At 62.7% G+C, this 23,829-nt stretch carries 28 protein-coding genes and 1 tRNA gene; 7 read left to right on the top strand and 22 right to left on the bottom strand.

The window, feature by feature from the left end; translation table 11 throughout:
• Positions 1–3: 3 nt before the first annotated feature.
• On the top strand, positions 4–1,314 hold the full coding sequence (locus HCN50_RS24600; RefSeq protein ID WP_235977191.1) for an O-antigen ligase family protein: 1,311 nt from the start codon (positions 4–6) through the stop codon (positions 1,312–1,314).
• Here the strand turns inward: HCN50_RS24600 and HCN50_RS24595 are convergent.
• The 3 genes from HCN50_RS24595 to HCN50_RS24585 form a co-directional block, all read right to left on the bottom strand.
• Positions 1,265–2,443, bottom strand: coding sequence for a saccharopine dehydrogenase family protein (locus HCN50_RS24595; protein ID WP_171712467.1), 1,179 nt, complete (start codon positions 2,441–2,443; stop codon positions 1,265–1,267). The genes HCN50_RS24600 and HCN50_RS24595 overlap by 50 nt on opposite strands.
• A 127-nt stretch (positions 2,444–2,570) precedes the next feature.
• The gene (locus HCN50_RS24590) at positions 2,571–3,356 is read right to left on the bottom strand and encodes a DUF169 domain-containing protein (RefSeq protein ID WP_171712466.1); all 786 of its coding nucleotides are present in this window, start codon (positions 3,354–3,356) and stop codon (positions 2,571–2,573) included.
• Positions 3,357–3,427: 71 nt separating this feature from the next.
• Positions 3,428–4,225 carry a YdcF family protein gene (locus HCN50_RS24585; RefSeq protein WP_171712465.1) on the bottom strand — a complete coding sequence of 266 codons (798 nt, stop codon included), beginning with the start codon at positions 4,223–4,225 and terminating at the stop codon, positions 3,428–3,430.
• Between the two features lie 153 nt (positions 4,226–4,378).
• On the opposite strand from HCN50_RS24585, the gene HCN50_RS24580 reads away from it, so the two are divergent.
• Positions 4,379–5,320: an acetamidase/formamidase family protein gene (locus tag HCN50_RS24580; RefSeq protein WP_171712464.1), complete on the top strand. Its 942-nt coding sequence runs from the start codon at positions 4,379–4,381 to the stop codon at positions 5,318–5,320.
• 9 nt (positions 5,321–5,329) lie between these two features.
• On the opposite strand, the gene HCN50_RS24575 is transcribed toward HCN50_RS24580, so the two are convergent.
• Positions 5,330–5,707, bottom strand: coding sequence for a GrlR family regulatory protein (locus tag HCN50_RS24575; protein ID WP_235977190.1), 378 nt, complete (start codon positions 5,705–5,707; stop codon positions 5,330–5,332).
• Positions 5,708–5,966: 259 nt separating this feature from the next.
• On the opposite strand from HCN50_RS24575, the gene HCN50_RS24570 reads away from it, so the two are divergent.
• Positions 5,967–6,167 (top strand): hypothetical protein, encoded by a 201-nt coding sequence (locus HCN50_RS24570; protein ID WP_171712462.1) that lies wholly within the window; start codon positions 5,967–5,969, stop codon positions 6,165–6,167.
• A 43-nt stretch (positions 6,168–6,210) separates the two neighbouring features.
• Complete coding sequence (locus HCN50_RS24565; protein WP_171712461.1) at positions 6,211–6,699, top strand: GcrA family cell cycle regulator; 489 nt, start codon at positions 6,211–6,213, stop codon at positions 6,697–6,699.
• A 54-nt stretch (positions 6,700–6,753) separates the two neighbouring features.
• On the opposite strand, the gene HCN50_RS24560 is transcribed toward HCN50_RS24565, so the two are convergent.
• The 3 genes from HCN50_RS24560 to HCN50_RS24550 all read right to left on the bottom strand — a co-directional run bounded on the left by HCN50_RS24560 (position 6,754) and on the right by HCN50_RS24550 (position 9,523).
• Entirely contained in the window at positions 6,754–7,722 is a 969-nt protein-coding gene (locus tag HCN50_RS24560) for an SDR family oxidoreductase (protein WP_171712460.1), read from the bottom strand.
• Between the two features lie 154 nt (positions 7,723–7,876).
• Entirely contained in the window at positions 7,877–8,782 is a 906-nt protein-coding gene (locus tag HCN50_RS24555) for a dihydrodipicolinate synthase family protein (protein ID WP_171712459.1), read from the bottom strand.
• Positions 8,783–8,941: 159 nt separating this feature from the next.
• Complete coding sequence (locus HCN50_RS24550) at positions 8,942–9,523, bottom strand: group I truncated hemoglobin (RefSeq protein WP_171712458.1); 582 nt, start codon at positions 9,521–9,523, stop codon at positions 8,942–8,944.
• Positions 9,524–9,799: 276 nt separating this feature from the next.
• Between HCN50_RS24550 and HCN50_RS34300 the strand changes: the two genes are divergently transcribed.
• Complete coding sequence (locus HCN50_RS34300) at positions 9,800–9,928, top strand: hypothetical protein (RefSeq protein ID WP_283812120.1); 129 nt, start codon at positions 9,800–9,802, stop codon at positions 9,926–9,928.
• Positions 9,929–9,960: 32 nt separating this feature from the next.
• Here HCN50_RS34300 and HCN50_RS24545 read toward each other — a convergent pair.
• The 7 genes from HCN50_RS24545 to HCN50_RS24515 all read right to left on the bottom strand — a co-directional run bounded on the left by HCN50_RS24545 (position 9,961) and on the right by HCN50_RS24515 (position 14,708).
• Positions 9,961–10,038: transfer RNA gene (locus HCN50_RS24545), tRNA-Pro, on the bottom strand.
• A gap of 90 nt (positions 10,039–10,128) precedes the next feature.
• Positions 10,129–10,683 (bottom strand): MerR family transcriptional regulator, encoded by a 555-nt coding sequence (locus HCN50_RS24540; protein ID WP_171712457.1) that lies wholly within the window; start codon positions 10,681–10,683, stop codon positions 10,129–10,131.
• Positions 10,684–10,783: 100 nt separating this feature from the next.
• Entirely contained in the window at positions 10,784–11,113 is a 330-nt protein-coding gene (locus HCN50_RS24535; RefSeq protein ID WP_171712610.1) for an integration host factor subunit alpha, read from the bottom strand.
• Positions 11,114–11,244: 131 nt separating this feature from the next.
• Positions 11,245–12,222 (bottom strand): beta-ketoacyl-ACP synthase III, encoded by a 978-nt coding sequence (locus HCN50_RS24530; RefSeq protein ID WP_171712456.1) that lies wholly within the window; start codon positions 12,220–12,222, stop codon positions 11,245–11,247.
• A complete protein-coding gene (gene plsX, locus HCN50_RS24525) occupies positions 12,219–13,271 on the bottom strand; it encodes a phosphate acyltransferase PlsX (RefSeq protein WP_171712455.1) in 1,053 nt (350 codons plus the stop codon). Before plsX ends, HCN50_RS24530 begins: the two co-directional genes overlap by 4 nt.
• Before the next feature lie 301 nt (positions 13,272–13,572).
• Positions 13,573–14,160: a YceD family protein gene (locus HCN50_RS24520; protein WP_171712454.1), complete on the bottom strand. Its 588-nt coding sequence runs from the start codon at positions 14,158–14,160 to the stop codon at positions 13,573–13,575.
• Positions 14,157–14,708, bottom strand: coding sequence for a ubiquinol-cytochrome C chaperone family protein (locus tag HCN50_RS24515; RefSeq protein WP_171712453.1), 552 nt, complete (start codon positions 14,706–14,708; stop codon positions 14,157–14,159). The genes HCN50_RS24520 and HCN50_RS24515 overlap by 4 nt, the downstream gene beginning before the upstream one ends.
• A gap of 121 nt (positions 14,709–14,829) precedes the next feature.
• Here HCN50_RS24515 and HCN50_RS24510 point away from each other — a divergent pair, with 121 nt between their 5' ends.
• Together HCN50_RS24510 and HCN50_RS24505 are read left to right on the top strand one after the other, a co-directional pair.
• On the top strand, positions 14,830–15,315 hold the full coding sequence (locus HCN50_RS24510) for an outer membrane protein assembly factor BamE (RefSeq protein WP_171712452.1): 486 nt from the start codon (positions 14,830–14,832) through the stop codon (positions 15,313–15,315).
• A 126-nt stretch (positions 15,316–15,441) separates the two neighbouring features.
• The gene (locus tag HCN50_RS24505; protein WP_171712451.1) at positions 15,442–16,446 is read left to right on the top strand and encodes a Bug family tripartite tricarboxylate transporter substrate binding protein; all 1,005 of its coding nucleotides are present in this window, start codon (positions 15,442–15,444) and stop codon (positions 16,444–16,446) included.
• Between the two features lie 150 nt (positions 16,447–16,596).
• Here the strand turns inward: HCN50_RS24505 and HCN50_RS24500 are convergent, their stop codons facing one another.
• From HCN50_RS24500 to nrdR, 8 genes are all read right to left on the bottom strand, one after another.
• The gene (locus HCN50_RS24500) at positions 16,597–18,717 is read right to left on the bottom strand and encodes a sodium-translocating pyrophosphatase (protein ID WP_171712450.1); all 2,121 of its coding nucleotides are present in this window, start codon (positions 18,715–18,717) and stop codon (positions 16,597–16,599) included.
• 320 nt (positions 18,718–19,037) lie between these two features.
• Positions 19,038–19,247 carry a cold-shock protein gene (locus HCN50_RS24495; protein ID WP_028345703.1) on the bottom strand — a complete coding sequence of 70 codons (210 nt, stop codon included), beginning with the start codon at positions 19,245–19,247 and terminating at the stop codon, positions 19,038–19,040.
• 206 nt (positions 19,248–19,453) lie between these two features.
• Positions 19,454–20,446, bottom strand: a complete 993-nt coding sequence (gene thiL, locus HCN50_RS24490) for a thiamine-phosphate kinase (RefSeq protein ID WP_171712449.1) — start codon at positions 20,444–20,446, stop codon at positions 19,454–19,456.
• Positions 20,439–20,933: a transcription antitermination factor NusB gene (gene nusB, locus HCN50_RS24485; protein ID WP_171712448.1), complete on the bottom strand. Its 495-nt coding sequence runs from the start codon at positions 20,931–20,933 to the stop codon at positions 20,439–20,441. The genes thiL and nusB overlap by 8 nt, the downstream gene beginning before the upstream one ends.
• A gap of 4 nt (positions 20,934–20,937) precedes the next feature.
• Entirely contained in the window at positions 20,938–21,429 is a 492-nt protein-coding gene (gene ribH, locus HCN50_RS24480) for a 6,7-dimethyl-8-ribityllumazine synthase (protein WP_171712447.1), read from the bottom strand.
• A gap of 161 nt (positions 21,430–21,590) precedes the next feature.
• The gene (locus tag HCN50_RS24475) at positions 21,591–22,199 is read right to left on the bottom strand and encodes a riboflavin synthase (protein WP_171712446.1); all 609 of its coding nucleotides are present in this window, start codon (positions 22,197–22,199) and stop codon (positions 21,591–21,593) included.
• Entirely contained in the window at positions 22,199–23,350 is a 1,152-nt protein-coding gene (ribD, locus tag HCN50_RS24470; protein ID WP_171712445.1) for a bifunctional diaminohydroxyphosphoribosylaminopyrimidine deaminase/5-amino-6-(5-phosphoribosylamino)uracil reductase RibD, read from the bottom strand. Before ribD ends, HCN50_RS24475 begins: the two co-directional genes overlap by 1 nt.
• Entirely contained in the window at positions 23,347–23,829 is a 483-nt protein-coding gene (nrdR, locus tag HCN50_RS24465) for a transcriptional regulator NrdR (RefSeq protein ID WP_171712444.1), read from the bottom strand. The genes ribD and nrdR overlap by 4 nt, the downstream gene beginning before the upstream one ends.

Genomic DNA, 23,829 nt, shown 5'->3' with positions numbered 1-23,829 from the left:
TCGATGACCTATGCGGCGACAGCCGGGGGCTCCCTACCATCGGCGACGGCCGCGCCCGGCGTACTGGCTTTGCAGCGTGCGCTGGTGTGGCTGGTCGGTGCATCGGTTGCGATCGTCTTCATCGAGCCTTCTCCCTATGAGCTGGCCACGCTGGCGGCGACGGTGGTGTTTTTCGCAACCGGCCTGCGAATGCGGCTCGTGTTCATGCCGCTGCTTCTGCTCTTGTTCCTGATCAATATCGGCTATACCATCAGCGCGGTCGCCGTTTTCGACCGGCCTAACGTTCCGAACTGGATCGCGACCTCCTGGTACATGGCGGTAACCGTCGTCCTGTTCGCGATGATAATCTCGGAGGATACCGCCGCCCGGCTCGATATGCTCCGGCGTGGGCTCATCGTCGGCGCATTGATCGCGTCGCTCGCGGGGATCGCCGGGTATTTCAACCTCATCCCCGGCGGGCGCGACCTGCTGACGCTGTATGACCGCGCCCGCGGCACCTTCAAGGATCCCAACGTGCTCGGCGCGTTCCTGATCCTGCCGGCGCTGCTCGCGCTGCAAAGCGTCGTCTCTGACAGATTCGGCAAATCACTCCGCAGCGCGGTCGCATTCACTATCATATCGCTGGCCATCCTGCTTTCGTTCTCGCGCGCGGCCTGGGGCCAACTGATCGTTACGGCCGGCTTCATGCTGCTGATGATGGTGCTGACCAGCCGCTCGCAGGCGCAGCGCTCACGCATCGTCGTGATGGCGCTGATTGCCGCCGTCGTGGCGGCGGCGCTGGTTGCGGTGCTGCTATCGCTCGATTCGGTCGCGGATTTGTTCAAGCAGCGCGCCAGCTTCGACCAGAGTTATGACACAGGCCGCTTCGGACGTTTCGGCCGGCATGTTCTCGGCGCCGAAATGGCGCTCGGGCTGCCACTCGGGATCGGGCCGTTACAGTTCCACCGCTTTTTCCCGGAAGATACTCACAATTCCTATTTGAACGCGTTCATGTCGGGTGGCTGGCTTTCCGGCGTGTGCTACCCGGCGCTGGTCTTCGTCACCGTATGGACAGGATTCCGCTATGTCTTTGTCCGCGTACCCTGGCAGCCGACTTATCTCGCGATCTTCGCCGCATTCCTCGGCACCGTGGGCGAGAGCTTCATCATCGATACCGACCATTGGCGGCACTTCTGGCTGATGCTGGGCACTATGTGGGGCATGTTCGTCGCCGCCGAACGCTGGAAGACGGACTGGGGGCCGTTACTCCATCTACGCACCGAAGCTACTTCTCTACCTCAAACGTCAACCCCGCGTGATCGACCAGACGCTTGATCAGCTTGTGCTGCATCGCTGCACCCGGCGTCCAGAAGCCGGCCGGGACGTCGGGAGTGTCGCGCAACAGGCAGATCGCGCATTCGGAGATCATCTTGGAGGTCGACCCGTAGCCGGGATCGCGATCGCCTTTCACTGCCGCGCGGACGTGCCGGCCGTCGGGCGCAATCGCAACATAGAGCAGATCGTAGAGCCCATTCTCTCGTTCTTCCTTTGACGGACCCTCGCCCGGCTTCGGTGCTTTCGGGCCGGTCTTCTCGGCGTTCGCCGCCATCACAAGCTTGGCATTGGCCTCGCCTTTCTCGCCGGCCCCCGTCAGCACCATCTCGTCATAGACGAAGTCTTTCCCATACGGGAATCCCATCAGCATGTTTGAGCGGTGGACGTTGCGCGTGTTGATCAAGGCCATCATGAACGGCGCAGTCCAGGATTGCAGATCGTCCTCGTAGGCGGGCTTGTTGCCGCGTGGCTGTTTCGGCCCAGCGAATCCCGGCGTCAGCGCAAAGGGATCGTTGAGAATGGCGACAAGGCTGAGATCCTTGGCGACGGCGTCGAAGGTCGCTTTGGCGCTCGCGGCCGTGCCGCCGGAGAGCGTGCCGCGCATGTCGCGCACGCGGCCCTTGACGCGAGGTGCTGGCGAGCCGAATACGCGCTTGGCCTCCTCCTGCACGAAAAACGCGCCGAGTTCGAATGGCACGGAGTCGAAGCCGCAGGAAAATACGATGCGCGCCCCGCTCGCTTTCGCCGCGGCCTCGTGCTTGTCGATCATCTGCCGCATCCAGACCGGCTCGCCACAGAGATCGACATAGTCGGTGCCAGCCTCGATACAGGCCGCGATCAGGTCGTTGCCGTAGAACTGGTAAGGGCCGACCGTGCTGATCACGCATTTGGCTTGCCCAACCATTGCTTTCAGCGACGCAACATCACTTGAGTCTGCCACGATCAGCGGTGTGTCCTTGGGCGCGCCGACCGCGTCACGGACGGCAGCAAGCTTGTCCTTGCTGCGGCCGGCCATCGCCCACTTCAGATTGGCGTCTCCCTTGTAGTGCTCGGCGAGATATTCGGCGACAAGCTGGCCGGTGAAGCCGGTGGCGCCGTAGATAACGATGTCGAATTTCGACGAAGACATGTTCTTGTTTTCCTCAAGGCTCGTCATTGCGAAGAGCAAAGCGACGAAGCAATCCATCTCTCGTTTTGCGGCAGCGTGGATTGCTTCGCTCCGCCCGCAATGGCGGCTTTGGCCGCAGTTCGCAAGCCTATTTCTTGCCGTAGGACACGCCCATCCCGGCGCGAACGTCGGCCTGAATGCCGTAGGGCGCGATCGGATAACGCAGGCCGTTCTTCGCCAGTTGCTTCATGCCGGCAACGGCCTTGGCGAGGTGCTCCGGCTTGAGCGCCATTAGCATCTCTTCATCGGGCACGCCACCATAGCGGCGTTCGGCAAAGCATGGCAGCGCGAGCGACGGCTCGCCGGTCTTGAGTGCCCTGCCCCAGGAATCCGCGCACGCGGTCTCGCCGACCACGCCCCATTCGAACTTCTTGTAGCCGGTATATTGCAGACCGTTGATCAGAATGATCATCTGGCCGGGCGTCGCGTAGACCAGGCAAATATCCGGCGGATTGAGTCGGCCGCTGGTGAGCGGGCTCACCGCCATCGCCTGGTATTGGCCGAACGGAACGACATCGAGCGCTTCCTGCCGCTTGCGCGCGTCCTCGGCCGTGCCGTGCCAGACCCCGACATAGTTCTCGCCGGCGAGCCATTTTTCGTCCTGCGGCGCCAAGCCAATCACGGCGCGGCATTGCGCGCCAACGAGATCATCGCCGGTGATGCCGACGGTCCAGCCGAGCCGCGAGGCCATGCTGACGATCTGGTCGGTGGTATGCACCGCCGAGGGGCGCCGGATCTTCGGGATCGCCATCATGTCCTCGACGCGGGTGAACATCTTGATGCCGACGACCGTCGTCTTCAGTCTGAGCAGGCTGTTCAGGTCGGCCACCATGCCGGCCAAATCGAATGCTTCCGGCGGCGTCTGCTGTTGCATGGCGTAAACTCCCAAATCGGCGCGCTGAACAAGGCCTGTGCTTCGATTGTAGCCCGCCGGTTGGCCCGCTTCTACTTCGGGCCCGGGAGCAGTTCGTCGATTTTGCCGGTGGCGCGGTAGGCGATCAGGCCCATCCATTCGCGCACCCCGAGGTCGGTCCGCCCCAACCCATCGATCGCGATATTGGTGAAATTGAACGCGTCGCTGCGTGCACCGACCCGCCAGTCGACGGGATAGGGCTCGACCGCAAAGCCCGCTTTCCGGAACAGACCGACCGATCGCGGCATATGAAATGCCGACGTCACCAACAGCCAACGCTCGCCCTCCTTGGGCGCGAGCAGTGCCTTGGAGAATTCCGCGTTCTCCTGCGTATTGCGCGAGGCCCGTTCCATGATCAGGCGTGATTTGTCGATGCCGAGGCTTTCGAAAATGACGCCGGCGAAATCGGCTTCCCTGGCGTCGTTCGAGATCAGGTTCGCACTGCCGCCGGAGAACACGACGCGGGCCTTCGGGTAGCGGCGCGCCAGCGCAGCAGCCGCGATCAGACGATCGGGCGAACTGCGCACCACCGGTATGGCGTGCGCAGCGGAAAGATCGGCTTCAATCGATGCGCCGAGCACGATGATGCCATCAGGCGCGCCGCGCGAGCTGTCCCAAGGGGGAAAGCGCTGCTCGAGCGGATAGAGCAGCAGGTTCCCGAGCGGCGAGAGCCCGCAGATCACGAGCAGCAAGACGGCTGCAATCACCAGCTTGCGGCCGAGCGACGCAAACCGCGTGAACATCAGGATGGCTCCAACGAAGCCCACGCCGATCAAGAAATTCGTCGGCAACAACAGAAAGCCGAGCGTCTTGGAGAGGACAAAAAACAAGGGAAGCCTCACGGATAAGCAATCTCGTCATACGCGGCCTTGAGGCGTGTATCCATCCTTCTTCGCACAAGCCGTGTTCGAAAATGATGGATTGCCGGATCGTATCCGGCAATGACAAATTGAGCACGACATTCCCGGCAAGAAAGCCCGCTCATGGCCCATCATCACCTGCATTCCGGCCCCGAAACCTGCCACTGGGGATTTTTCGAAGCGAAACTGAAGCCGGTCCTGACCATCGCAAGCGGCGATGAAGTCACCATCGACACCGTGACCGGCGGTCCCGATGTGGTGCCTGACCGCAGCAAGTTTCACGTGCCTCCCGAGCTTGCCGATATTCACGCGCGGAGCGAACGCATGCTGCCGGGCCATATTCTCACCGGCCCGATTGCGATTGCCGGCGCCGAGCCCGGCGACGTGCTGGAAATCGATATTCTCGATGTCCAGCTTCGGCAGGACTGGGGTTACAATCTGATCCGTCCGCTGGCGGGCACCCTGCCCGACGACTTTCACGAGACGCGAATCCTCAACATTCCGCTCGATCGCGATCGTATGGTCGGCCGGATGCCGTGGGGGCTCGACCTGCCGCTTAAACCGTTCTTCGGCGTGATGGGGGTAGCGCCGCCGCCCGCATGGGGCCGCATCACCTCGCTGATCCCTCGTGCGATGGGCGGCAATCTCGACAACAAGGAGCTCGGCTCCGGGGCGAAACTGTATCTGCCGGTGTTCGTGCCGGGCGCGCTGTTCTCCTGCGGCGACGGCCACGGCGTGCAGGGCGATGGCGAAGTCTGCGTCACCGCGATCGAGACCGCGCTGCAAGGCCGCTTCCGCCTGACGCTGCGCAAGGATCTGCGGCTCGATTATCCGCGTGCGGAAACGTCAGATCATTACATGACGATGGCGATGGATCCTGATCTCGATCAATGCGTGGTGCGGGCGCTGCGCGACATGATCGTGCTGCTCGGCGAGAAGCGCAATCTGTCGCGCGAGGACGCCTACACGCTGTGCAGCCTCGCCGCCGATCTGCGCGTAACGCAGACTGTCAACGGCTCGAAGGGCATCCACTGCATGATCTCGAAGGCGGTGGTGCACGGCTGACGTCGCCGTTCAGAACTCCGAACGAAGCTTCAGCCTGGCGTAAAATAAGACACTGGTCTTTCCGACCAACGCGCTGCCCTGCACCTGGGCACCATCGGCGGCGTACGAACCACTGAAGCCACAGGTGACTTCGCGCCCGCCGAACAACGGCAGGCTGCCTGCTGATTTCGTGTGCTCATTGGTGATCAGTTCGCCGCGCCATTTGCCGCGATCGGCGGTATAGGAGCCGGTGTAATAGAAGTACGAATCGCCGCCGGCGATCTTGCCGTCGTGCAGCACAATCACGCCGTGCGCGCGGCCGTGCCCGCCGTCCGTCATCTCGATCTGGATGGTGTAGAGACCGTTCGTTACCGTCATCGCGCCCTTGCCGCCGTCCCGGGGCATCATCGGCATTCCCTGCGGCGCGAAGCAATCGGGAAAATGGACGCGCGGCTAGATCGTTTCGCCACGCCGGCAACCGCCGTTAAGACCTCACGAACAGCGCGTCACGGCGCGCTCAGGCAATCCACAAGCCCGCTTTCGGTTTTTAACCTATTCTTTCAAATGGATAGCCGGCTATCCACAAGTCGTTTGACTCATGTGTGCAAAACTAAATAGAGTCGAAATAGTAACTTTTCAGTACATCGTTTAAAAGTTAGCGTTCCTCATGGCTACAGAAAAAGCCGAAACCGACCGCGTTCCCGTGACCTTGGCGCTCTCGACCATCGCTTACATGGAAAGACTGGTGAGACAGGGCACCCACGGCACTAGTGTTCCCGGCGTTGCAAGGACCCTGATCGAGGAAGGCATTCGGCTCGCCATCAAGGATGGGCTGCTTGCGATCCGCGACAACGGCAAGGCGTCCTGACGGGAGCAGCGCGGCGGTTTTCACAGAATGTGGAACCGAGAAAATGCTTACGAACGTACCGACCTGGACCACCGATCGCGTCGAACTCCTGAAGAGCCATTTTGAAGCCGGCCTCACTTGCCGCGAGATAGCGGCCAGCATCGGCGTCAGCCGTAACGCCGTGATCGGCAAGCTCTCCCGGCTTCAATTGACGCGCGGGCCCGCCCCTGCCGAACCGCGTCCTACCAAGGTCGCCAGAGAGCGCTCCAGGAAATCCGTTCCCAGGCTGCAGTACCAGATCCTGCAGGCGGTCTACGAAAACGCACAGCCGCTCCAGGAAGAGCCGATCATCAGCGAACGCCGTTGCTCGATATACGAACTCAGCAACGAACGGTGCCGCTGGCCGATCAGCACCCCGGGCGCAGAGGATTTTTGCTTTTGCGGCAATACGCCGGTGGAAGGCATGCCCTATTGCTCCGGACACACCCGGCTCGCCTATCGCCCCGGCTCGCGCCAGCGCGTCTCGCGAGGATCGGGCAATCGATTCGCGTGAAAGACGCGTCAGCAAGGGAAGCGTCGGTTCTGCTTCAATCAGAACCGATAGCCCCTAGCCGAGCCGCCAGCCGACCTCTTCCGTAAAGCTCTTGTAGAACTCCGCCGTGTAGGCCGTTTCCGGGGTCTGCCGCACCCGCTCGTCGAGCCGGTGCGCATCGTCGCCGACGAGGATGCGCCAGCGCTCGGCCTTGACGCCGTCGAGGATAATCTTCGCCGCCGCTGCCGCGGTGGTCGGCGCCTCCTCACGGAAGGAACGTGCCCGGTCGAGCGCGATTTTCTGGATGTCGTCGTCCGACATCGGCGCGGTGTCGATGCCCATGCCGTTCAGGCGCTGCCGCGTCGCCAGGATTTCGTTCGGGCTGAGTTCGTCGGATTCCGAACCGGTCTGAATCTTGCGCGAATTGGACACGATCGAGGTGCCGATATGCCCGGGCATCACGACCGAGCATTTGATGTGCGGCGCGTTGAGGCGCAGGTCCGTCATCAGCGCTTCGGTAAATCCTTTTACCGCGAACTTGGCGGCGCTGTAGGCGGTGTGCGGCACGCCCAGGCCGACCGACGCCCAGAAGCCGTTGACGCTCGACGTGTTGATGATGTGCGCCTCGTCTGCTTTCATCATGAGCGGCAGGAACGTTCGGACCCCAAGATAGACGCCGCCCCAGCAGATGTTGAAGGTGCGCTCCCACTGCTCGCGCGTGTTGGTGAACAGGCTGCCACCGCCCCCGATGCCGGCATTGTTGAACAACAGATGAATCTTGTCGGTTGTCTGCTGTTCGATCAGCTCGTCGCGGAAGCGCTGCAGATGAGCCTCGATCGAGACGTCGGCGACGTGGGTGGTGACGCGCAACCCCTGCGGCAGCCTGTCCGCCTCGCACAACCGCCTGGTTTCGGCCATTGCTTCCGCCGAGACGTCGCACATCGCGACATTGCAGCCTTCGGCGACGAGCTGGCGCGCGAGCTCGCGCCCCATGCCCGTGCCGCCCCCGGTGATCACGGCAAACTTTCCGGCAAAGTCCTTCATTGAGATCGTTACCTCGGTTTTTTCAGTTCTTGAATTGGGACGTTCATGAAAATGGAGCCCTGCGGACAGGAGAGTAACAGCTCGCAACTGACGGTAAAGCCGCCCGCGAGACGAGCGGCTCGATTGTCTTGCGGATGGTTTCGCGCGGCGGAATTTACTCCGCCGCCTCGCGCGAGCCGCTGAGCGTGCCCAGTCCCTCCAGCGCCGTCCTGATGGCCGCCTGTTGCGCGGGGGAAGCTTCCGGCATCGGCGCGCGAGAGAATGTTGCCGGCAATCCCTGCAGCGACTGCGCGTAGCGGGTGCACGCCGGCAGATTGTCCGAGACGATCGCATTCCACAACGTCAGCAGCTTCCTGTGCAGCTCCAGCGCGCGAGCGTGGTTGCCGGCCTTGACCGCATTCCAGAGCTCGACAGAAGCATGCGGCGCCGCACTCAGGATCGCCGCAATCGACCCATGCGCGCCGAGCGCATAGGACGGATACATCAGCGCATCGACGGCGCTGTAGATCAATTTGTCCGGCGCCATCATCATCAGATCGGCGAACAGTTTCAGATCGCCGGCGCTCTGCTTGACGCCGACGACCAGCGGCACTTCGTTCATGATCCGCGTCAAGAGCGACGGCGACAGATAGGACCACGGCACGACGTTATAGATGATGATCGGCATGCCGGTTTCATCGGCCATGCGGCGGAAATGATCGACCATCGCCTGCTCGTCCGGCTTGAATAGGTAGTGCACCGGCGTCACTTGGAGCGCCGCGACATCCATGTCGCGCACCAGCCTGCCGCGCCGGATCGCATCGCGGGTGGAATCGACGATGATCCCGGCGATGACGGGCGCGCGCCCTTTCGCGGCCTCCACCGTCGCCGCCACAAGGTCGCGGTATTCGTCGTGATCAAGCGTATGCCCCTCGCCGGTCGAGCCGCCGGCCGCCATGCCGTGGCTGCCGGCGCCGATCAGCCAGTCGACCTGGGGAGCGACCTGCTTGAAATCGATCTCGCCGTCTTTCCGGAACGGCGTCGTCATAGGCGGTATCACGCCGGTGGGGCGTATTTTCATCGGGCTGCCCTCGCTGTTTCCATCCGCGATCGGTGGGGTGTTTCCCCTACTCGCTTTTGAGCCTAGCGAAGGTCAGCGCCGCGATCCAGTTGCGGAATTGGCATGGCAGGTCGCATGATCCGGGCTATGCCGGCTCAGTCATGACACCTGCGAAAAGCTTCAGCCGCGCTTGGCGCCCGCGGCGTAGCCGGCGGTAACCTCGTCCTTATGCGCAGCAAATGCGGCCAGCACTTCGGCCTTCTCGCGTTTCGGCACTTTCGCAAAATCCAGCGTGCGCCCGAGCTCGGCCGCGACCTCATCGAACTCCGCCGGCGATATCTTGAGGTTGCGGTGGGCTTCCTCAAGGCCGAGCGGTGTCGCCCCGGGCCGGGTCGCTGTGAACTGAAATGGTCCGCCGGAAACGTTGCAGACCCACAGCGTGCGCATGAACTTGAGGCCCGGCAGCCTCTGCAGATTCTTGGTGTGCCATTCCCGCAGTTGCGGATTTTTGGATTTCTGGCCGACGATGGGATTCTTCACGACGGCGTCGCTGAAGTGATCGACGACCGCGGCGATCGCGAAGACGCCGCCCAGCCGATCATAGAGACTCTTATCGGACTTGGTCTGGTTCTCAGGCTTTGTCTTTTGTTCGGCCTGCGCGTGAGCGTTATTCGCGTCTGCCAAAACACCTGGAGCTGCGGCCACCGCCATCCCGGCGACCACGTCACGTCGTGTAATCGAGGTTGAAACATTCTTTGCCATTGGGTCCCTCCATGGTTCGAACGGCATCAGCGTTCCAAAGCGTGTGAGCGCTTCTCATAATCCGACGCCGCTCGATCCGGATTGCATCGCTGCAGCCGAGTAGCTTGCGTGCTGGCGCTCTGTGCTGGCAGTTGGATGGTCTTGGGAGAAAAAGGTCCCCGGCAAAAGTGAACGCCAGGTCTCGGTCACCGCAGCCGGCGCAACGACCGCAATGGGACATTTGAACCTGGAGCCCTTGGCCGCGACTCATCGAGAAACAAGATGTGGGAGGTCGTCATGACGCGGTGGCGTGATACCATGGTCGATCAACCGGAGGCGGATGGCACAGCCTACTTGACAGGCTGGACCATCAGCGGCGCAGCCGTTCTCGGCACCGTCCTTGCCGTCTGGCTTCTCGGGATCTAGCGGCGCTCCAAGGCCCTAATCAATTCAGAAAATGGTCGGAGCGAAAGGATTTGAACCTTCGACCCCTAGTCTCCCAGACTAGTGCGCTAACCGGGCTGCGCCACGCTCCGATGCCGTTCCATTAGCTGTGATCAGGGCCCGGCGCAAGGCGGGATAGCGGCTTCATTACGCCTAGGCAGACCACCGGTTCCGCCTGTCCGTCAGCCGTCCTTCAGCGCGTTGTCCAGCAACTGCTTGCAGGCGATGAGGTCCTGCAGCACCCGCTCCAGGCGCTCGCGATCGGCATCCGACGGCCCCGGCTTGCCCTTGACGAACGGCAGCAAAATGCCGTCGTCGTCGGTATCGACAAAGCGGTAGTCGATCTCCTTGTCGTCGGTCTCGTAGTCCTCGTCCTCGGGCTCGGCGGCCGGCGTCTCGACCTCGTCGGGCTCCTGCAGGCTGAGACCGATCGCCTCCTCTACCGCGCCGAACGTGACGGCCGAAGTCTGGTCGGCAAGTCCCTGAACCGATTTGATGCCGTGCTCTTTCAGGATCCGCTGCACGCCGCGGATGGTGTAGCCCTCGCCGTACAAAAGACGGCGGATGCCCTTGAGCAAGTCGACATCATCGGGGCGGTAGTAGCGCCGCCCGCCGCTTCGCTTCATCGGCTTGATCTGGGCAAATCGCGTCTCCCAGAACCGCAGCACGTGCTGGGGAATGTCGAGCTCTTCAGCGACTTCGCTGATGGTGCGGAACGCATCCGGCGCCTTGTCCAAATGCCAGCTCCTCTCAACTCATCTAGTTGGTGAAGACGCGGTACTCGCCTTGCTACGCGGCCGTTCTACCCGATGTCGTTATTCATTCTACTCGACGTCGTTACTCGGTCTTGCTTTCGCCGTTGCCGGGCGCGTGTCCATTGATCCGCTGCTTCAGGATGGCTGATGGTTTGAATACCATCACACGACGCGGCGAGATCGGCACTTCAGTACCGGTCTTCGGATTACGTCCAATACGCTGACCCTTCTTGCGCACCATGAAAGAGCCGAACGACGACAGCTTCACCGTCTCGCCTTTTTCCAGGCAATCCGTGATTTCTTTCAGCACGAGCTCGACAAACGCAGAAGACTCCGTTCGCGAAAGGCCCACCTTCTGGTAGACCGCCTCGCACAAATCAACGCGTGTGACTGTTTTTCCGGTCCCGGTCATCGCCTGCCCCGCACTCTCGGCGAACAAATTTATTGCCTGAAATTAGGAGGTTAGCTCGCAATGGTCAACAGTGACCATCATGCAGAAGCATGAAGAAGGCTGCAATTTTAGTCGGTATTTTTACTCAAGGTTCACCAGCGCACGAGCGCGGAACCCCAGGTGAAGCCACCGCCCATGGCTTCGAATAGCACCAGATCGCCCTTCTTCACGCGCCCGTCCTTGACCGCGACGGCAAGCGCCAGCGGAATCGATGCCGCCGACGTGTTCCCGTGCTGATCGACGGTCAGCACGACTTTTTGCGGCGCAATATGGAGCTTGTGCGCCGAAGCATCAATGATTCGCTTGTTAGCCTGGTGCGGGATGAACCAGTCGATGTCCTCGGCCGTGGTACCGGTGGCATTGAAGGCATCCACGATCACGTCCGTGATCATGCCGACCGCGTGTTTGAACACCTCGCGGCCTTCCATCCGCAGATGACCGACGGTCTGGGTGGTGGAAGGACCGCCGTCGACGAAGAGCTTTGCCTTGTGCCGGCCGTCCGAGCGCAGATGCGTCGTTAATACGCCGCGGTCGGAAGGCTTGCCGGGCTGGTCCTGTGCCTCGAGCACGACTGCGCCCGCGCCATCGCCGAACAGCACGCAGGTGCCGCGATCGTTCCAGTCGAGAATGCGCGAGAACGTCTCCGCGCCAATCACCAGCGCGCGCTTGTAGGCGCCGGAGCGCAGGAAATTATCAGCGGTCGCGAGCGCAAACACGAAGCCGGAGCACACCGCCTGCAGATCGAAGGCGGCGCCATGATGGATGCCGAGCTCGTTCTGGACAGCAACCGCCGTCGCAGGAAACGTGTTGTCCGGCGTCGAGGTCGCCAGCACGATCAGATCGATCGCCTGCGCGTCGAGACCGGCGTGTTCCAGCGCCGCGCGAGCAGCGTTGATTGCCAGGTGCGAGGTGAACTCGCCTTCGGCTGCGATGTGACGCTCGCGGATGCCGGTACGCTGAACGATCCACTCGTCCGACGTATCGATCCGGGCGGCGAGTTCGGCATTGGTCAGCACCTTCTGCGGCAGGTAAGAGCCGCAGCCCAGCACGACCGAACGTTTAGCAGTCACGAGACATCCTCCGGCGCGGTCTGCGCTTGAGCCAGCGCACTTCCGTCGCGATTAAGCATCTGATTGATCTTGGTGAGGAGATCGCAGCGGACCATCTCATAGCCAACATCGACTGCGTAGGCAAAGCCTTCGGCGCTGATTCCGCCATGGCTTTTGACCACCACGCCTTTCAGGCCGAGCAAAACACCGCCATTGGATTTATTCGGGTCGAGCTTATCCCGCAGCGCCTTGAACGCGCTGCGGGCGAACAGGTAGCCGATCCGGGATAGCCAACTGCTCGCCATGGCCTGGCGCAGGAAGTCCGCCATTTGGCGCGCGGTCCCCTCCGCGGCCTTCAGCGCAATGTTGCCGCTAAAACCTTCCGACACGATCACATCGGCCGCGCCCTGGCCGATCCCATCGCCCTCGACGAAGCCGATATAATTGAGCTGCGACGCGCGCAGCAGCTCGGCGGCCTCGCGGATCTCCTCATGGCCCTTGATCTCCTCGACCCCGATGTTGAGGAGGCCGACGGTCGGGCGTTCCCGGTTCAACAGCACGCTCGCCATTGCGCTGCCCATCACTGCCAGCGCCACGAGATGGTGCGCGTCGCCGCCGATCGTGGCGCCGAGGTCGAGCACGACGGAATCGCCGCGCGCTGTCGGCCACACGCCGGCAATGGCCGGACGATCGATTCCTTGCATGGTGTGCAGATGGAAACGCGCCATCGCCATCAGCGCGCCGGTATTGCCCGCGGAGACTGCGACGTCGGCCTCGCCTCTCTTCACCGCATCAATCGCAAGCCACATCGACGACGTCTTGCGGCCGCGGCGCAGCGCCTGGCTCGGCTTGTCGTGCATGCTTACGGTAACGTCAGTGTGGATCACGCGCGACGCCTTTTGCAGCTCGGGGTACTTGGCAAGTTGCTCGTCGATCAGCTTGCTGTCGCCGTAAAGCAGGAATTCGCTGTCGGGATGCCGTTTCAACGAGATGGCGGCGCCGGGAATGACGACCGCTGCGCCGACATCGCCACCCATGGCGTCAAGCGCGATTCGAACCTTCTGCGGCATGAACGTCCCGGAAACCTGATCTCTTGCGGCCCTCGTAGAGCTCGGCCGCGCACTGGAATGGCACCGTTAGGCGGTGCTCGGCGAAACGCTATACCGCACCTCCGCCGGGCCGCGACAATAGCGTGTCCCCGGCCCGACACAACCTCTTGACCACGCTCTTTTGGCAAAAGCAAAGCGGTGTGGCCCGAAATCGAGAGTAAGAAATATATCCAGATAATTCAATATCTTGTCGACGATTCCTGGCGAGATGTTGCAACTACTTCAACCCGAATGCGGCTTCAGGGACGACTTTGGCTGCCCGCTACTTGCCTTTGGGCTTCCTGGGGCCGGATTTCTTCGGCGCTGCCTTCAGCGCCTTGAGCGCCGCGAACGGATGATCCTCGGGATCGGGGCCTTCAACCATCGGCTCGAATACGGCGCCGGGTTTGCGGGGATATGGATCGACCGCGAGATACAATGCATCGGTGGCGACCCTGCCGAGATCGATCATTCCGTTCTCGATCGGCTCGGGCGGATCGGGCGTCTCCTCATCGCTCTCTTCGGCCTCATCGACCAGCGCAGCCATCAGCGGGATCTGTTCGGGCGGCGCGAAGATCAGATCGATCGATTCGTCGATGTCGTTCTCGATCTCTTCCAGCGTCACCACGCAGGTCTGCCCGATCCGCGCCCGCACGTTGCCGGCCACATGGAAACGGCCGCCGCTCTTTGGCGTCACGTCGAACGAAGCCTGCGCTGACAGCACCTCGCGCAGACCGCCAACATCGGCAACCGCGCTGCGGATGCCCTGATCGGCCTCGATGTCGCGGTGGAGCCCTGTCTCGGGAATTTGCGCGACCGCAACGGGAACACGCCACGGGTCGGGCTTCTCTGGGGCGCCGATCTTGCTCATTGCTGCGTACCTGTCTTTTCCGGCACGGGAAACCCGGCCGAACCGCTCACCAGCGTCGCCTCATCGAGGGTATCCAGGGCGGCCATCGCCGCCTCGGCATAAGTCGCCAGCAGCCGGGCCTTTTCGATGTTCTCGCCATTCAGGATATTCTTGCACACCGCCTGCGCCAGTGCCTCGTGGCCCTCTGTAAGCGCAAGATCATAGGCTGCGGTCCGGCCATAGAAGGCCTCCCCGAACGCTTGCATGCGCTTCGGCACCGTGAGGTCTCCGACCCCCATCTCGCGCAGATTATCGTCCATATCGTTGCAAAAATGGTCGAATAGCGCCTGTGACAGGGCCGGTCCGCCCTCCGCCGACTTCAGCCGCCGCAGGACCAGCCACAAGTGCAGCAAAAGCAGATCAAAACGGCCATTAACCGTATCTGGAACCCCAAAGTCCCGATAAAGCGATGGTTCTCGCGCCTGCGTCACGATCATGCCATAGATGGCCTCGATGGTGCCGCGCAACGGCGTCCGGGGTTTCCTGAAGTGATTGAACGGCCAAAGCATTGTGGGTTCCGCAAGCGAGCCCTCCAGATTCTTTGCCCGGAGTCCACGCGTGTTGCAATTCAGCGTGCAGCCCGGTACGTCAACGCACCGCGCGATGCAAGGGGACGGACCAATTCCTGATATGACCGAGATGAGCCAGCCGAGCACCTGCGTGCCCTCGCGGCGCCGTCTGACTGCGCGCCGGCGCGGTTTTCGCGCGGCTGCTGCCGTTGCATTGATCTGCGCAGCACTCGGCGGATGCACCGGCGAGCAGTTCCAGAAGGGTTATATCCTGCCGCCCAACGCGCTGGAGCAGATTCCGATCGGCGCCAGCCAGGATCAGGTGCTGATCGTGATGGGAACGCCGTCGACGGTCGCGACGCTGAACGGCGAGGTGTTCTACTACATCTCGCAACGCTCCGAGCGCAAAGTAGCTTTCATGAATCAGCAGGTCGTCGACCAGCGCGTGATCGCGATTTATTTCGACAAGAACCGCCAGGTGACGCGGCTCGCCAATTACGGCCTGCAGGACGGCAAGATCTTCGATTTCATCAGCCGCACCACGCCGACCTCCGGCCAGGAGCTGAGCTACCTCACGCCGCTCTTCAAGCTGCTCAGTTTTAACTAGAACCCGATCAGTTCTGATTCACTCTGTTCCGTGGCGCGGAAATCATGCGCCAAGTCGCCCGCTTGCTCTCTGCATGCGCGCTGCCTACGCTTTCCTGCAAACAATGATTCAGCAGGGAGTGAAGTTGTGACGATTAAAGCTATTTCTCGACGCCGCGTTTTGACCGGAGCTGCAGCCGTTTCAGCGGCGGCCATCTTGCCGCGTGCAAGCTTCGGCTCGGACTGGCGTCCGACCGAGACCGTACGTCTCATCGTGCCGGCAGCAGCCGGCGGCAGCACTGACGTGATGGGGCGGCTGCTGGCCGCACATCTGCAGACCGCCTGGGGTCAGTCCGCGGTCGTGGAAAACCGCTCGGGCGGTGGCGGCACCATCGGTACCGCCGAAGTCGTGCGAGGAAGATCGGACGGTCACCTCATCCTGGTCGGCAATCCCGGCCCGAACGCGATCGCGTACAGCATCTTCCGGAATATGACCTACAAGCCCGACCAGTTGCAGCCGGTCAGCAACATGATCCGGATTCCGAACATCGTGTCGGCGCATCCATCGACCGGCATCAAGTCGATCCCCGAGCTGATCGCCTACATCAAGGCCAACCCGGATAAGCTGACCTACGCTTCCTCCGGCGTCGGGCAGAGCCCTCACCTCACCGGTGCCTGGTTCCTGCAGCTTACCGGCCTGAAGATGGTGCACGTGCCGTTCCGCGGCGCCGGTCCGGCGCTGCAGGCGGCTCTCGCCGGCGATATCCAGATCCTGTTCGACAACCTCTATCCGTCGCTGCCGCAGACGCAGGAAGGCAAGCTCAACGCGCTCTGCGTGACAACGCCCGAACGCAGCCCGGCGGCACCCAATATCCCGACCATGCGCGAGGCCGCGCCCGAACTGTCGAAGTTCGACGTCTCATCATGGTTCGGCATCTTTCTGCCGAAGGCAGCGCCCGCCCCCGTCGTTGATGCGCTCAACAAGGAGATCAAGGCGATGCTGGCGCGCGAGGACGTCAAGAAGACGATCGGCAATATGGGCGCCACCGCCGACTGGGGCACGCCGCAGCAGTTCTCCGAATTCGTTCAGGCAGAGACCACGAAGTTCGGCGAGATCATCAGGCGCGAGGGCCTGCAGATGGATGTGAATTGAAGCACGGTTTGTGGGGTGGGTTAGCAAGCGTAACCCTACGATCACCGCGCATGCAGCCCTCGGTGGGTTACGGCTTCGCCTGACCCACCCACAAACAAAAACCCCGCGGCTCGCACCGCGGGGTTCCTTTTAGAGCAATGTTTCGCCGGCTCAGTGCGCCAGGATCGCCAGCAGCAGCAGCGCCACGATGTTGGTGATCTTGATCATCGGGTTGACCGCGGGACCCGCCGTATCCTTGTAGGGATCGCCGACGGTATCGCCCGTCACCGCGGCCTTGTGGGCGTCGGAGCCCTTGCCGCCGAAGTGACCGTCCTCGATGTACTTCTTGGCGTTGTCCCAGGCGCCGCCGCCCGAGGTCATCGAGATCGCAACGAACAGGCCAGTCACGATGACGCCGAGCAGCATCGCGCCGACGGCCGAGAACGCCGCCGACTTGCCGGGCGCGCCGCCGCCCGCGATCGTGTAGATCGCGAAATAGACGAAAATCGGCGATAGCACCGGCAACAGCGACGGAATGATCATTTCCTTGATCGCCGCCTTGGTCAGCAGGTCGACGGCCTTGCCGTAATCCGGCTTGTCCGTGCCCTGCATGATGCCGGGCTTCTCGCGGAACTGACGCCGCACTTCCTCGACGATCGCGCCGGCCGCACGGCCGACCGCGGTCATGCCGAGCGCGCCGAACAAATACGGCAGCAGGCCACCGAACAACAGGCCGACCACGACATAGGGGTTGTTGAGCGAGAAGTCCGGAGCGACGCCCTGGAAATAGACGTTCTTGGATGAGTTGGCGATGAAGAACTTGAGGTCTTCATTGTAGGCGGCGAACAGCACCAGCGCGCCGAGACCGGCCGAGCCGATCGCGTAGCCCTTGGTGACCGCCTTGGTGGTGTTGCCGACGGCGTCGAGCGCGTCCGTCGACTTGCGGACTTCCTTCGGCAGGCCGGCCATTTCGGCGATGCCGCCGGCGTTGTCAGTGACCGGGCCGAAGGCGTCCAGCGCCACGATCATGCCCGCCAGCGACAGCATCGTGGTGGTCGCGATCGCAATGCCGAACAGGCCGGCAAGGCTGTAGGTGACGAGGATGCCGGCGATGATGACGATCGCGGGCAGCGCGGTCGCCTCCATCGAGATCGCCAACCCTTGGATTACGTTGGTGCCATGACCCGTGACGGAGGACGAGGCGATCGATTTTACCGGGCGGTAGTCGGTGCCGGTGTAATATTCGGTGATCCAGATGATCAGGCCGGTGACGGCAAGGCCGACGACGCCGCACGCGAACAGCGCCATACCGGTGTATTTCACCCCTGTCAGCGGACCAAAGCCGATCAGCCAGTTGATGACGGCGGCGACGCCGAGCAGTGACAGCACGCCGGTCGCGATCAGACCCTTGTACAGCGCGCCCATGATGGACTGGCTGGCGCCGAGCTTGACGAAGAAGGTGCCGATGACCGAGGTGATGATGCAGACGCCGCCGATGGCGAGCGGCAGCGTCATCATGTTCACCAAGAGCGGCGAGGTCGCGAAGAAGATCGCGGCGAGCACCATGGTGGCGACCGCGGTCACCGCATAGGTCTCGAACAGGTCGGCCGCCATGCCGGCGCAGTCGCCGACATTGTCGCCGACGTTATCGGCAATGGTCGCGGGGTTGCGCGGATCGTCTTCGGGAATGCCGGCCTCGACCTTGCCGACGAGGTCGCCGCCGACGTCGGCGCCCTTGGTGAAGATGCCGCCGCCGAGACGGGCGAAGATCGAGATCAGCGAAGCGCCGAAGCCGAGTGCCACCAGGGCGTCAACAACGACACGGTCGTTGGCCTTCAGACCCATGATCTGGGTGAGATAGCCGAAATAGATGGTGACGCCGAGCAGCGCGAGACCAGCCACGAGCAGGCCGGTGATCGCACCCGCCTTGAAGGCCAGTTCGAGACCGCCGGCCAGCGAGGTCGTCGCCGCCTGCGCGGTGCGCACATTGGCGCGGACCGAGACGTTCATGCCGATGAAGCCGGCGGCGCCTGACAGCACGGCGCCGATCAGGAAGCCGATCGCGACCAGCATGCCGAGGAAATAGGCCAGCAGCGCGAAGATCACGACGCCGACCATGCCGATCGTCGTGTATTGACGGCGCAGATAGGCCTGTGCGCCCTCGGCAACGGCCGCCGCGATCTCTTGCATGCGCGGGTTGCCGGCATCCGATTTCAGAACGGAAGACGTGGCCCAGATGGCGTAGAGAATCGAAAGCGCTCCGCAGAGCACAATCATCCATAATGCTGTCATTGAACTTGCCTCAGATTTTTTGTTCCACCCCGCGCGCCGTCACCGCAGGTCGCGGCGGACGCATAAAGGCCTGCCCTGCCCAGACGGGCGGCCTCAAATCGGGCGCGACCATGCCAAAATCGCCCCTCCGGCGCAATGTCGCGGAGGACGAAAACCGTCGATTTTTGAAAGGAATCACTGATAATCGCGCCCGGCACATTGGCGCGAGACGCGGCAGGCGCTGAAATGCGCCCTCAGATGCAAGAGCCCGCCCAATCCCTTTGGGATTGAGCGGGCTCGCTAGCCATTCCAGTACATCCGTGAAACGACTGTTTCGAGACTTAGACCAGCGACAGATTTTCTGCGCTTACCTTGCCCCGCATCTTGTCGGTCTTGAGTTCGAACTGAACCTTCTGACCTTCGGCCAGCCCGCCAAGGCCGGCGCGCTCGACGGCCGAGATGTGCACGAACACATCCTTGCTGCCATCGCTCGGCTCAATGAAACCGAAACCCTTTTGACCGTTGAACCACTTCACTGTTCCCGTAGCCATTTTCTCTTCTCCAAAGCACATAGGCTTTTCATTCCACGCGGCGATCGCGCAGATTCAAAAATCCAATCTCGACGATGTCTCTGGAAGAAGCCCCGCAGGGCACGTTCAAAAAGGCACGGCGGCAATCGAATGAGCACAACCTATAGGTTTTCCGCTGGATTGCAATGGCTGACAGGAAATAAAGCTGACGGCAGTTTGCGATGCCTTCAAAAATGGCTGTAGGACAGCCGTTCCAGCGCGATTTCCCTACCCTCTTTGTCGACGAATTTCGGAACTGCACTCGCCCCGACGATCGTTCCGATGGAACTAAGCGCAACCCCTGCGCGCTGCACAGCAGCTTCGAAGGCTTCAACACGCTCTTCCGGAATCGTGCAGAGGATCTCGTAATCGTCACCACCGGCTATCAATGTCTCCAGCCCGACAACTCCGCGCGACACCAGATCACGTGCTGCGTGGGACAGCGGGATCTGTTGCAGCTTGATCGCGGCCGAGACGCCGGAGACTCCGCAGAGTTTGGTGAGGTCGCCGGCGAGGCCATCGGACACATCCATCGAGGCGCTGGCATGGTCGCGAATGATCTCGGCGATCGCCACCCGCGGCTGCGGCACGCGATAGCGCCCGATCAACACGTCCCGTGCAGCAGTATCAGTGGCGGCATGAACCTTGCCGCCCCTGAGAATCGCCAGCCCCAGCCCCGCATCGCCGATCGTGCCCGTCACCATCACCCGCTCACCGGCCTTGGCGCCGCTGCGATGAATCATCTTGCCCGGCGGCACGTGGCCGAACGCCGTCACCGACACCATCAGCGCCCCCAACGTGGATACCGTATCGCCACCGAGCAGCGGGCAGCCGAAGTACCCAGCGTCCTCGCCGAGCGCCGCCGCGAACGGCTTCAGCCAGGCTTCATCGGCGCTGCGCAAGGCGAGCGTCAACACGAAGCCGGCCGGCGTTGCCCCCTTGGCCGCGAGATCGGAAAGGTTCACCCGCAGCGCCTTGCGCGCGACGGTGTCCGGGGGATCGTCAGGCAGGAAATGCACGCCTTCGACGATGGCGTCAGTTGTCACCACGACATCGTTGCCATCCGGCTTCAATGCCGCAGCGTCGTCGTCGAGATGGAATGCGCCGGGGTCGGTCGCAAGCGGCCGGAAATAGCGCGCGATCAGCGACTCCTCGCCGGACGCGGGCCTGCCGCTAGCCACGCGCGAACTCGTCGGCGCGGAACTGGCGCGCGATCTGGTCGAGCACGGCGTTCACCATCCCGGTCTCATCCTTTTCGACAAAGGCATGCGCGACGTCGACATATTCGGATACGACCACACGCCCCGGTACGTCCTTGCGGTGCTCCAGTTCATAGGAGCCCGCCCGCAGCACCGCACGCAAAATCGCATCGATCCGCTTCAAGGGCCAGCCCTTCTGCAAGGCATCGTCGATCAGGGGATCGAGCCTGGCCTGATCGCGAACTACACCCGACACCACGTCGCGGAAAAATGCGGCCTCCGCCGGCAGATATTTGTCGCCTTCGACCTCGTTGCCGAGCCAGTGGCTTTCGAACTCGGCGAAGATGTCGTTGATACCGGCGCCTGCAATGTCCATCTGGTAGAGCGCCTGCACGGCAGCTAACCGCGCCGCACCACGGCGGTTGGCTTTTCTTTCGGGACCTTTGGCTGGCTTTTTCTGATCTGCCATCCTCTTAAGCCTTTGTCAGCCGCCGCTTGATGCGCAGCATCGCCAGCGCCGCGCGCGCGGCGTCGCCGCCCTTGTTCAACTCGCTGGCGCGCGCCCTCGCCCAGGCCTGCGCCTCGGTGTTGACCGTAATGATGCCGTTGCCGAGCGGCACTTTTCGCGCGACCGAAAGATCCATCAGCGCGCGCGCGGATTCCATCGAGACGATCTCGAAATGGATGGTGTCGCCGCGCACCACGCAACCGAGCGCGATGGCCGCATCATAAGGCTTGCCGTTCCTGTCGGCGGCGTCGAGCGCGATTGCAATCGCGGCAGGAATCTCGAGCGCGCCGGGCACCGTGATGACGTCATGCGTGACGCCAGCGGCCTTGAGTTCGGCGACGGCGCCTTCCAGCAGGGCATTCTGGATATCGTCATAAAACCGCGCTTCGACGATCAGGGCGCGCGCGCCTGAAATGTCGGTCTGGTCCTTCAGCGGTGCGCGCCGTGCGTCTGCCATGAATTATCTTTCGTCTTGCTCGGTCCTCATCCCGAGGAGCGGCCTCTTGGTCGCGTCTCGAAGGATGCGGTTGCTTCCGGGCCTCATGGTTCGAGACGGCGCAAGTGCGCCTCCTCACCATGAGGGTTTGGCCGGCGTTTTAAGCGCCGTATGCTACCCTGTCACTTCATTTCCGATAGCCGCGCCGCATAGCGGGCCATCAGATCGACCTCGATATTGACTTCGCTGCCCGCGCGCCAGCCGCTCAGCGTGGTGACGCTCAGCGTATGCGGAATGATCAGCACCGAAAATGTGACATCCTCGACCGTATTCACGGTCAGCGACACGCCATCCAGCGTCACCGAACCCTTGGCGGCGATGAATCGGGCGAGTTCGCGCGTGGTGCGCAGCTCGAACCGCGCCATATCGGGCAGATCGTCGCGCTTGACGATGGTCGCAATGCCGTCGGCATGCCCGGCGACAATATGGCCGCCGAGTTCGTCGCCGATCTTCAGCGCACGCTCGAGATTGAGCCTTGTGCCCTTGGTCCAGTGCTTCGCTGTCGTCATGCCGAGCGTCTCGGCGGCGGCATCGACGTCGAACCAAGTCTTGCCGCCCTCGACGCCTGAAGCCACCACCGTCAGGCAGACGCCGTTGCAGGCGATGGAAGCGCCATCGGCAATCGTCGTCTGGTCGTAGCGACAGGCGATCCGCATGCGGTGCAACTGCCCTTGCGCGGTTGGCGTCAAGGCGACGATTTCGCCGATGTCGGTGACAATTCCGGTGAACATTAGGCGCGCTCGTAAACGGTCATGGTATCCTTGCCGAGTGGTTCGCTAGCACGTGTCCTGTACGCGGACGACCCGGTGATTGCCGACAGCGGCAATGCGTCCAGCGCAGGAATGCCATCGGCCCCGATCGTCTCAGGCCCGCGCAGCAGCCAGATCTCGTCGACCAGGCCCGCCGCGACGAAGGATGAGGCGACCCGCGAGCCGCCTTCCACCATCAGCCTTGTAACGCCCTCGTCGGATAGCGCGCGCAGCACGGCCGCCAATTCCAGTCCCGGCAGCTTCGTGGCCGCCGCCACGCGTGTCACCTGCGTGCCGGATGCGCCGAGTTTCGCGGCCGCAGCCGCTTCCGCCGTCTCCGACGTCATCACCCAGAGCGGCGTGGCGCGCGCTGAATGCACGAGCCGGCTGTCGCTGGGAATGCGTAAGCTGCGGTCCAGCACGACCCGCACCGGCCAGCGCGCTTCCATTCCGGGCAGGCGGCAGGTCAGCAGCGGATCGTCGGCGAGCACGGTGCCGATGCCGACCAGAATGGCGTCGCATTGGGCGCGCAACAGATGCACACGTGTCTTCGCCGCCTCGCCCGTGATCGCGACCGGCTTGCGGCCGGCAGCGGCGATCTTGTCGTCCGCGGATACGGCGAGTTTCAGGATCACATGGGGACGCCTGTCGCGGACACGGCGGAAATGACCGGCATGGTCGTGCGCGGCTTCCTGAGCTCCGAGCCCGACATCGACCGCGATCCCGGCGGCGCGGAGCCTGGCATGTCCCTGCCCGGCTACTTCCGGATTGGGATCCTCGATCGCCGACACCACGCGGGCAATGCCCGAGGCGATCACGGCGTCGACGCAAGGCGGCGATTTGCCGAAATGCGAACAAGGCTCGAGCGTCACGTAGAGCGTTGCACCGCGCGCGGCCTTGCCCGCCCGCTTCAGCGCCTCAGGCTCGGCATGGGGCCGGCCGCCCGGTTGGGTCCAGCCTCTACCGACGATGACGCCGTCCTTCACCACGATTGCGCCGACCGCCGGATTCGGCCAGGTGCGCCCCAGCCCGCGCCGGCCGAGCGACAGCGCAAGCTGCATGAAGCGCTGGTCAGCCGCTTTGGCCTCTTTGAGTTTCTGCCCGTACTGGTCTTCCAGAATGCGGAAGATCATTTTCGCAACGTGGCGATCCGCGCTTCGTCCTCGCCCGAGAGCTCGCCGATCAGGGTCTCGAAGTCCTTGGCTTCGCGGAAATTGCGGTAGACCGAGGCGAAGCGCACATAGGCGACGTCGTCGAGCTGGCGCAGATGCTCCATCACGATTTCGCCGATCGCCTCCGAGGAGACCTCCGCCTCGCCGCCGCTTTCGAGCTCGCGCACGATGGCCGAAACCATCTTCTCGACCCTTTCAGGATCGACCGGCCGCTTGCGCAAGGAGATTTGCACCGAGCGGACCAGCTTGTCGCGGTCGAACGGCACCCGGCGGCCGTTGCGCTTGATCACGGTCAGTTCGCGCAACTGCACCCGCTCGAAGGTGGTGAAGCGGAAGTTGCAGGCAATGCACACGCGCCGCCGCCGGATCACGGCCGAATCCTCGGTTGGCCGTGAATCCTTCACCTGCGTATCGAGACTGTTGCAGCTCGGGCAGCGCAT

This window comes from Bradyrhizobium archetypum (assembly GCF_013114835.1).
Taxonomy (GTDB): Bacteria; Pseudomonadota; Alphaproteobacteria; order Rhizobiales; family Xanthobacteraceae; genus Bradyrhizobium; species Bradyrhizobium archetypum.
The sequence above is the reverse complement of the archived record's forward strand: the minus strand, read 5'-3'. Positions and strand labels throughout refer to the sequence as shown.

What these genes read in the sequence shown, in the direction of transcription:
- HCN50_RS24600 (WP_235977191.1), top strand. Translation starts at nt 4, where the DNA reads ATGACCTATGCGGCGACAGCCGGGGGCTCCCTACCATCGGCGACGGCC.
- HCN50_RS24595 (WP_171712467.1), bottom strand. Translation starts at nt 2,443, where the DNA reads ATGTCTTCGTCGAAATTCGACATCGTTATCTACGGCGCCACCGGCTTC.
- HCN50_RS24590 (WP_171712466.1), bottom strand. Translation starts at nt 3,356, where the DNA reads ATGCAACAGCAGACGCCGCCGGAAGCATTCGATTTGGCCGGCATGGTG.
- HCN50_RS24580 (WP_171712464.1), top strand. Translation starts at nt 4,379, where the DNA reads ATGGCCCATCATCACCTGCATTCCGGCCCCGAAACCTGCCACTGGGGA.
- HCN50_RS24575 (WP_235977190.1), bottom strand. Translation starts at nt 5,707, where the DNA reads ATGATGCCCCGGGACGGCGGCAAGGGCGCGATGACGGTAACGAACGGT.
- HCN50_RS24570 (WP_171712462.1), top strand. Translation starts at nt 5,967, where the DNA reads ATGGCTACAGAAAAAGCCGAAACCGACCGCGTTCCCGTGACCTTGGCG.
- HCN50_RS24565 (WP_171712461.1), top strand. Translation starts at nt 6,211, where the DNA reads ATGCTTACGAACGTACCGACCTGGACCACCGATCGCGTCGAACTCCTG.
- HCN50_RS24560 (WP_171712460.1), bottom strand. Translation starts at nt 7,722, where the DNA reads ATGAAGGACTTTGCCGGAAAGTTTGCCGTGATCACCGGGGGCGGCACG.
- HCN50_RS24555 (WP_171712459.1), bottom strand. Translation starts at nt 8,782, where the DNA reads ATGAAAATACGCCCCACCGGCGTGATACCGCCTATGACGACGCCGTTC.
- HCN50_RS24550 (WP_171712458.1), bottom strand. Translation starts at nt 9,523, where the DNA reads ATGGCAAAGAATGTTTCAACCTCGATTACACGACGTGACGTGGTCGCC.
- HCN50_RS34300 (WP_283812120.1), top strand. Translation starts at nt 9,800, where the DNA reads ATGACGCGGTGGCGTGATACCATGGTCGATCAACCGGAGGCGGATGGC.
- HCN50_RS24535 (WP_171712610.1), bottom strand. Translation starts at nt 11,113, where the DNA reads ATGACCGGGACCGGAAAAACAGTCACACGCGTTGATTTGTGCGAGGCG.
- plsX (WP_171712455.1), bottom strand. Translation starts at nt 13,271, where the DNA reads ATGCCGCAGAAGGTTCGAATCGCGCTTGACGCCATGGGTGGCGATGTC.
- HCN50_RS24520 (WP_171712454.1), bottom strand. Translation starts at nt 14,160, where the DNA reads ATGAGCAAGATCGGCGCCCCAGAGAAGCCCGACCCGTGGCGTGTTCCC.
- HCN50_RS24515 (WP_171712453.1), bottom strand. Translation starts at nt 14,708, where the DNA reads ATGCTTTGGCCGTTCAATCACTTCAGGAAACCCCGGACGCCGTTGCGC.
- HCN50_RS24510 (WP_171712452.1), top strand. Translation starts at nt 14,830, where the DNA reads ATGACCGAGATGAGCCAGCCGAGCACCTGCGTGCCCTCGCGGCGCCGT.
- HCN50_RS24500 (WP_171712450.1), bottom strand. Translation starts at nt 18,717, where the DNA reads ATGACAGCATTATGGATGATTGTGCTCTGCGGAGCGCTTTCGATTCTC.
- HCN50_RS24495 (WP_028345703.1), bottom strand. Translation starts at nt 19,247, where the DNA reads ATGGCTACGGGAACAGTGAAGTGGTTCAACGGTCAAAAGGGTTTCGGT.
- nusB (WP_171712448.1), bottom strand. Translation starts at nt 20,933, where the DNA reads ATGGCAGATCAGAAAAAGCCAGCCAAAGGTCCCGAAAGAAAAGCCAAC.
- ribH (WP_171712447.1), bottom strand. Translation starts at nt 21,429, where the DNA reads ATGGCAGACGCACGGCGCGCACCGCTGAAGGACCAGACCGACATTTCA.
- HCN50_RS24475 (WP_171712446.1), bottom strand. Translation starts at nt 22,199, where the DNA reads ATGTTCACCGGAATTGTCACCGACATCGGCGAAATCGTCGCCTTGACG.
- ribD (WP_171712445.1), bottom strand. Translation starts at nt 23,350, where the DNA reads ATGATCTTCCGCATTCTGGAAGACCAGTACGGGCAGAAACTCAAAGAG.
- nrdR (WP_171712444.1), bottom strand. Translation starts at nt 23,829, where the DNA reads ATGCGCTGCCCGAGCTGCAACAGTCTCGATACGCAGGTGAAGGATTCA.